The sequence below is a fragment of the Chitinophaga sp. genome, assembly GCF_039596135.1.
Classification (GTDB): Bacteria; Bacteroidota; Bacteroidia; order Chitinophagales; family Chitinophagaceae; genus Chitinophaga.
This window is the reverse complement of the sequence record NZ_JBCNKH010000049.1, coordinates 42,862-49,158: the sequence shown is the minus strand read 5'-3', so window position 1 is coordinate 49,158 and position 6,297 is coordinate 42,862. Positions and strand designations below refer to the sequence as shown.

The window sequence follows — 6,297 nt, the reverse complement described above, 5'->3', positions numbered from 1 at the left end:
TTTCTTCGGGATTGAGTCATAACGGAAATTTTTTGGGTATTACAGGAAATTACAAATTATGACTGCAAAAAACGAAGGAAAAATGGAGGAACGGGGCCAGGGCAAAAAAAAGATGTACCGGAAGACACGGTACAACCTTCATATTTCAATTACGACGATATTACTTCTGGTAAGTAAAACCAGCACCGATAAACTCCCTGTTCAGACGGGCAATGTTAGTCAGTGAGATTTCTTTTGGACATTCAGCTTCACATGCACCTGTGTTTGTACAGCTACCGAAACCTTCTTTATCCATCTGTGCAAGCATGTTCAGTACACGGCTCTTCTTCTCTGGCTGACCCTGTGGCAGCAATGCCAGCTGAGACACCTTAGCTGCTACGAACAGCATCGCAGAAGAGTTTTTACAAGCCGCTACACAAGCCCCACAACCGATACATGCAGCCGCAGCAAATGCAGCATCTGCATCATCCTTAGGAACAGGAATGTTGTTCGCATCCTGTGCGTTACCAGTATTTACAGACACGAAACCACCTGCTTCAATGATACGGTCAAAAGCAGCACGGTGTACGGTCAGATCTTTTATCACAGGGAAAGCACCTGCTCTCCATGGCTCTACAGTGATGGTATCACCATCTTTGAAAGCGCGCATGTGCAGCTGACAGGTGGTAGTACCCTGCCATGGACCGTGTGCACGGCCATTGATATGCATGGAACACATACCGCAGATACCTTCACGACAATCGTGATCGAAAGCGATAGGCTCTTTTCCTTCGTTGATGAGACGTTCGTTCAGCACATCGAACATTTCCAGGAATGACATTTCAGAAGAAATATCACTTACCTGGTAAGTTTCAAAATTACCCTTCGCGTCTGTATTTTTCTGCCTCCACACTTTAAGTGTGAGATTCATGTTATAATGTTCCATATCTGGTTGGACTATTATTGTTGTAAATAATCTGGCCGTAGCCAGACAAGACCTTATTTATAGTTACGCTGAGTAGGTTTACAAACCTCGAATACCAGCTCCTCTTTGTGCAGCTCGTATTGGTTAGGACCTTTGTATTCCCATGCAGATACGTAAGAGAAATTGGCGTCATCACGTTTTGCTTCACCGCCATCTTCCTGAGATTCTTCGCGGAAGTGACCGCCACAGGATTCTCTGCGATTCAGTGCATCGCGGCACATCAGTTCACCCAGCTCCAGGAAGTCAGCCACACGGCCAGCTTTTTCCAGTTCAGGGTTGAACTCATTTTGCTCACCAGGGATCCGAACGTCGCTCCAGAACTCTTTCTGCAAAGCAATGATTTCTTCGATTGCTTCAGTCAGGCCCTTTTCGTTGCGCGCCATACCACATTTATCCCACATGATCTTACCCAGTTTCTTGTGGAAGTAGTCAACGGATTTTGTACCCTTGATACCCATCAGTTTGTTGAGGGTATCCTGCACATGCTTCTCAGCTTCTTCAAAAGCAGGATGCGTAGTAGGGATCGCTTTGGTGCGGATATCATCAGCCAGGTAGTTACCCAGTGTATAAGGAATTACAAAGTAACCATCAGCCAGCCCCTGCATCAGTGCAGAAGCACCCAGGCGGTTTGCACCGTGGTCAGAGAAGTTAGCTTCACCCAGTGCATATAGACCAGTTACAGTCGTCATCAGTTCATAGTCAACCCACAGACCACCCATGGTATAGTGTACTGCAGGGTAGATACGCATTGGCACCTCATAAGGATTCTCACCGGTGATCTTGGCGTACATATCGAACAGGTTACCATACTTCTCAGCTACTACTTCTTTACCCAGTTTGGTAATCAGGTCAGGTGCTGCATTGTGCATCTGCCTTTTGTTGGCTTCAATCTTACCATAACGCTCAATAGCAGAAGCATAATCGAGGTATACGGCCTGTTTGGAGCTACCTACACCATAACCGGCATCACATCTTTCTTTGGCAGCGCGGGAAGCCACGTCACGAGGCACCAGGTTACCAAATGCAGGATATCTTCTTTCCAGGTAATAATCCCTTTCGTCTTCAGGAATATCACCAGGTTTACGGTTGTCGTTTTGTTTTTTAGGCACCCAGATACGACCATCGTTACGCAGTGATTCAGACATCAGCGTCAGTTTGGACTGATGATCACCGGAAACAGGGATACAGGTCGGGTGAATCTGTGTGTAGCAAGGGTTACCGAAGAAAGCACCTTTCTTTGTTGCCTTCCATGCAGCGGTTACGTTAGAACCCATTGCGTTGGTAGACAGGTAGAACACGTTACCATAACCACCGGTACACAGCAGTACAGCGTGGCCAAAGTGACGCTCCAGCTTACCGGTAACAAGGTCACGGGCAATGATACCGCGTGCTTTGCCATCGATCGTAACGATCTCCAGCATTTCGTGGCGGGCATACATGGTTACGTTGCCCAAAGCCACCTGGCGCTGCAGTGCAGAATAAGCACCTAACAGCAGCTGCTGGCCGGTTTGACCTGCTGCGTAGAAAGTACGCTGTACCTGGGTACCACCGAATGAACGGTTGCTCAGCATACCACCATACTCACGTGCAAAGGGAACACCCTGTGCCACGCACTGGTCTATAATATTGCCACTCACCTCTGCCAGACGATGCACATTCGCTTCGCGGGCACGGTAGTCGCCACCTTTTACAGTATCGTAAAACAAACGGTAAACAGAGTCACCGTCGTTCTGGTAATTTTTTGCAGCGTTGATACCACCCTGTGCAGCAATACTATGTGCACGGCGGGCGCTATCCTGGAAACAAAAAGCTTTTACTTTATATCCTAACTCGCCCAATGACGCAGCAGCTGATGCCCCTGCGAGACCGGTACCCACAATGATCACTTCCATGTTGCGCTTGTTAGCCGGGTTTACCAGCTTACAATGCCCCTTATACTCTTCCCATTTTTGTTCTAATGGTCCGGCAGGAATTTTTGAGTTCAACATATATCCTTACTTTACTTAATGTTTTAAATAGATAATCACGGGAATAAGAGCAAAACCAATAGGAATCAGGATTCCCCATACCCATACACCTAAAAAGTTGATCAGGCCATTGTACTTTACATGGTTCAGACCAAAAGTCTGGAAAGCACTCTTAAAGCCATGGATCAGGTGGAAAGACAAACCTATCATACCCACTACATACAGCACTACCAGCCAGAGCTGAGTGGTAAACGCTGAGTACACAGTGCTGTACAGGTCAGTTACTTCCTTACCACCAAAGTTTCCTTTAGGCAAATCACCATAGTGCATTGCCCACCAGAAATCTTTCAGGTGAATCAGCAGGAATACAAGCAGAATACTTCCCATGATCGCCATCTGACGGCTGAACCAGGAAGAAGTCTGATTACCAGGGTTTACTGCATACTTAACCGGACGGGCTTTTTTGTTGCTGAAAGTAAGTTGTAATGCAACCCAGAAGTGGATAATGACCGCGACTTTTAAACCCCATGCCACAAGCTGGATCAGTTCGTTGTGGGCCATGAAATCCGCATAAGTGTTAAAGGCTTCCCCGTTATCATTGAGCAGCAGCTGGAGATTACCTACAAGGTGCACAATAACAAAACTGCAAAGGAACAGGCCGGTAGCACCCACTAATAATTTTTTACCGATAGAGGTATTAAAAAACTGTGACCACTTCATAAGTAAAATTAGCTTCCTTAAAAGATGATATGATAAATATTCGAATATATCGCGCAAAGTTAAACCGGGAAAAATAAAAACCAAATGATATTTCTCATATTTCGCGTGGACGAAAACCTCATTGGTGCTCATATCCAATGAGGTAGGTACATACATTCCTTCACCCGGCAGAAGGCCACGTGGAATTTTTGAATTACCCGATACGACTGCTATTCCAACCTGCGCATCATCAGGTTATCGATTTCGTTGTAAATGTGCTGGGGCTGATAAGGCCGCCATTTCTCGACATCCAGCAGGTGAACATAGTTGTCCAGGTGCGCCTTCTCGAACTCCTGACGGGTTTGTTCCGGCATGTTCAGGGCTACAATCCACCCACCGTCATCCTTAATATCATCCCACCACTCCTCATAATAACAATCGTCTGAGGAGTGAAAGTTCATTACGTTTTCAGTTATCAGCAGAAATTTTCTGATCCCTGTAGCGATCATTACATCAATAATATCCCTCTTCAGGGTCATAATATCGTTTTCAATAGCATCATTCCACTCACCCAATAGCTCTATGATGACGTAATTGAATTGATAATCAGCATACAGGACTTTCATATACAGGTTCCTGGAACCAAATTCATCCCACTGGGGGTGAACATAATAATTATATACTGTGTTCGAAAAGGTGAATTCACTGTATTCCCTTCCGTAGAAAGGCGAGCTTTCATCCTCCTCAGCAGCATATAAATGGCGCCAGTTGTAAAATGGTTCTATATCGTGCATGGTTATTTTCTGAAATGAGTGTTTTCACAAATTTCGCGAAAAAACTGCAATTTATCGATTGTACTCCTCCATCGCTTTTTTCACACTCCCCGCCTTCAGTAACAATTCTTTCGCCTGTTCATAATCGGTGAGGTTCAACTGCCCCATCAGCATTCTCACGCCCCTGTCTACCAGCTTATCGTTCGTGAGCTGCATATTCACCATTTTATTATCCTCCACGCGTCCCAGCTGTATCATCACCGCTGTCGAAATCATATTCAACACCAGCTTCTGCGCTGTTCCACTCTTCATGCGTGTACTACCCGTCACAAATTCCGGACCTACCACCACCTCAATGGGGTAATCTGCCGCCGCTGATAAGGGTGCACCGGCATTACAACAAATACTCCCTGTCACAATCCCTTCTGCCCGGCATTGATTCAATGCCCCTATTACATAAGGCGTGGTTCCACTCGCCGCTATCCCCACTACCACATCCTTTGCTGTAATATCATATGCTTTGAGGTCCTTCCATCCCTGCTCCCTGTCGTCCTCTGCAAACTCCACTGCCTTGCGTATTGCCGCATCTCCCCCCGCAATCAACCCGATCACCAATCCAAATGGCACTCCAAAAGTAGGTGGACACTCACTTGCATCCACAATCCCCAATCTTCCGCTGGTACCGGCACCTAAATAAAATAACCGGCCTCCTGCCAGCATTTTATCGGCAATTACCGCCACCAGTTTCTCTATCTGGGGAAGTGCTTTTTCTACAGCCTGGGGTACAGTTTTATCCTCTTGGTTTATATTACTCAGGATCTCCTGCACACTCATCTTCTCCAGATGTCTATAGTGTGAAGGTTGTTCAGTGGTTCTCTGAAAAGACATTTTTCGATTGATAAATTTTAAATTTGATGATACTCCAGCAACCCTTCCATCGGGCTCCGTAATATCCTTCCCAGCTGCAGCTCATACAGCTCGCACAATTCCTGCAGAATATCCCTGAAGTTCCAGGCTATGCTACCAGTGAAGTGCAGCGGATGTGTCCAGCTCTCGCTGTATTTATAGATGTGATTGAAAAAAAACTCGTTTAGCCCATCCTCAAGGATGTTCTCAATAATATAATGCCCCCTGTTCTCTCCCAGAAAACGTGCAAAACCAGCCAGATAACGGTTAGGCAACGGCTTACGATACACATTTTCCAGTATCTCGTCGTTCGTGGTATTGTACATGTAGTCAAAGCGGCTCTTCAGGTCCTCATCAAATGAATTGTAGAGGCACATCTGCAGCAACTTTTTACCCAGCACGGCGCCACTGCCTTCATCGCCCAGTACATAGCCCAGTCCCGGATTATTCTTTACAATGCTTGTGCCATCGTAAAAACAGGAATTGGATCCTGTACCCAAAATACTGGCAATACCCGGGTTCCGGCCACACAATGCCCTCGCAGCACCCATCAGATCATGATTCACGGTAATAGCTGCAGCCGGCCATACTGATTGCAGGGCACTCCGTACTATCTGTACACTCTTTGGCTGTAAACAACCGGTTCCATAATAAAAGATTTCTGCAATCTCAACATCAGCCGGCAGCTGTGGCAACAGCTCCCTTTCCAGGATTTCCTTGATTTGCTGGGCGTTTAAGAAATAAGGGCTGATGCCCTGTGTAGCAAAATGTCCGGTTTCATTGCCCCCTGTTAAACACCAATCCGCCTTGGTGGACCCGCTATCTGCGATTAGCTTTATTTTCATGACACGCCCGTTAAGGTTTGAGGTTTAGGTGATGATTATTTGTTATTATACTATTTTTGCCCCACAAGTTAAACAAAACAGGATTATACTGCTGTAAAAATTACCTAAAAATGGCCACAGCGCAGCGGACATTGCCGCAATCT

At 46.1% G+C, this 6,297-nt stretch carries 6 protein-coding genes; all 6 read right to left on the bottom strand.

Features of this window, described 5'->3' with window-relative positions; all coding sequences use genetic code 11:
- Positions 1–160 precede the first annotated feature (160 nt).
- Positions 161–910: a succinate dehydrogenase/fumarate reductase iron-sulfur subunit gene (locus tag ABDW16_RS23090; RefSeq protein WP_343673052.1), complete on the bottom strand. Its 750-nt coding sequence runs from the start codon at positions 908–910 to the stop codon at positions 161–163.
- Positions 911–978: 68 nt separating this feature from the next.
- Complete coding sequence (locus ABDW16_RS23085; RefSeq protein ID WP_343673051.1) at positions 979–2,952, bottom strand: fumarate reductase/succinate dehydrogenase flavoprotein subunit; 1,974 nt, start codon at positions 2,950–2,952, stop codon at positions 979–981.
- Between the two features lie 15 nt (positions 2,953–2,967).
- On the bottom strand, positions 2,968–3,651 hold the full coding sequence (locus ABDW16_RS23080; RefSeq protein WP_343673049.1) for a succinate dehydrogenase cytochrome b subunit: 684 nt from the start codon (positions 3,649–3,651) through the stop codon (positions 2,968–2,970).
- Positions 3,652–3,860: 209 nt separating this feature from the next.
- Complete coding sequence (locus ABDW16_RS23075; protein ID WP_343673048.1) at positions 3,861–4,424, bottom strand: hypothetical protein; 564 nt, start codon at positions 4,422–4,424, stop codon at positions 3,861–3,863.
- Between the two features lie 51 nt (positions 4,425–4,475).
- Entirely contained in the window at positions 4,476–5,291 is an 816-nt protein-coding gene (gene murQ / locus ABDW16_RS23070; protein ID WP_343673047.1) for an N-acetylmuramic acid 6-phosphate etherase, read from the bottom strand.
- 17 nt (positions 5,292–5,308) lie between these two features.
- Positions 5,309–6,154 (bottom strand): N-acetylglucosamine kinase, encoded by an 846-nt coding sequence (locus ABDW16_RS23065; RefSeq protein WP_343673045.1) that lies wholly within the window; start codon positions 6,152–6,154, stop codon positions 5,309–5,311.
- Between the last annotated feature and the right edge of the window lie 143 nt (positions 6,155–6,297).